Origin of the sequence: Mesorhizobium sp. M7A.F.Ca.US.006.04.2.1 (assembly GCF_004022915.1) — a bacterium.
Classification (GTDB): domain Bacteria; phylum Pseudomonadota; class Alphaproteobacteria; order Rhizobiales; family Rhizobiaceae; genus Mesorhizobium; species Mesorhizobium ciceri.
Genome location: NZ_RZQA01001309.1, coordinates 1 through 1,117, shown reverse-complemented (window position 1 = coordinate 1,117; position 1,117 = coordinate 1). Strand labels below are relative to the sequence as shown.

General features: G+C 60.2%; 1 protein-coding gene and 2 pseudogenes. 2 read left to right on the top strand and 1 reads right to left on the bottom strand.

From position 1 onward, the window contains the following. Window positions 1-302, top strand: a pseudogene (locus EN925_RS36880) (DUF2062 domain-containing protein); the annotation flags it as partial. A 292-nt stretch (window positions 303-594) separates the two neighbouring features. Then, window positions 595-912 (top strand): annotated as a pseudogene (locus EN925_RS36875) (transglutaminase N-terminal domain-containing protein); the annotation flags it as partial. A gap of 13 nt (window positions 913-925) precedes the next feature. On the opposite strand, the gene EN925_RS40360 reads toward EN925_RS36875, so the two are convergent. Then, the coding region (locus EN925_RS40360) for a hypothetical protein (protein WP_206633151.1) at window positions 926-1,117 on the bottom strand (192 nt) is incomplete at its 5' end.

The window sequence follows — 1,117 nt, the reverse complement described above, 5'->3', positions numbered from 1 at the left end:
TGGGTTTCCACTTCGCCATTGCCGCGGTTCTGTGCTGGCTGATTGCGGGGAACCTGGCGGCGGCCGCACTTGGCGCAGTTGTTTTCGGCAACCCGTTGACGTTTCCCTGTTGTGGGGCGCCTCCTGGGAGACCGGTAAGATCATGTTGCACGACCGTCTGCCAAGTCACGGCCCGCCTGCGCACCTGAGCGAGATGTTGCATAACCTTTCGTTTTCGCAACTGTGGGGGACCAGTGCTCAAGCCGATGCTGATCGGCGCAGTGCCGCTTGGACTGATCTTTGGCCTGCTGTTCTATGGCATCATGGACGCAAGTTCACCACCACCATGCAGTGGGGGCGTCGTGCGAGGTTAGCGGGCAGTCTCCTATCGAGATTGTGACCAGGCTCGGCGTCAAAATCCGCGCGTCGCCGCCTTGGACCCTCGAATTAACCGGAGATCTCGTCGCACGCTGCACACTTGTCTAAATCGCGGGCGTTTTGTGGGAACAAGCATCACGAAGGAGCGTAGCTCGCCACCTACCATCATGGAAGCACCGTGCTATGCTGAAGGAGCTACCCCGCAGGCGAGACGGCGCCAGACCCGCATGTGGCGTCATGCCTATTTTTTCAGTGAGGCACTCGACCGTCTATCGTTACAGCCGACCTGTAAGGTTTGGCGAACACCGGTTGATATTCAGACCGCGCGACAGCTTCGACCAGAGACTTCTAGACCACGCCATGGTCGTTGACCCCGAGCCGAAAGAGCTCCGGTGGATCCACGACGTTTTCGGAAACTGCGTTGCGGTGCTTGATTTCAAGGCGGCGGCTAAAGCACTACACTTCGAAACAGCCATTCGGCTTGACCATACGCCGCAGCACTCGCCGGATTTCCGCATCGACGAAGCAGCACTCCGCTATCCCTTCTCCTACGAATTTTCTGGATGTATTAGCTCGCAGCGAAGCCGACTTTACGCTCGCCTTCCGGCGTCTGGGCGACGACCTCGCCGCCCCGGACGCTCAGGGCGGGGCGCGGCAGTTGTTTGAGGATCCAGGCGCATTCGATGTTTGGTCGGAGCGCTGGCGCGAGCGCATCGCAAGCGATGCTGCCGACACGGCCGCGCGCCGGGCGGTCATGCAT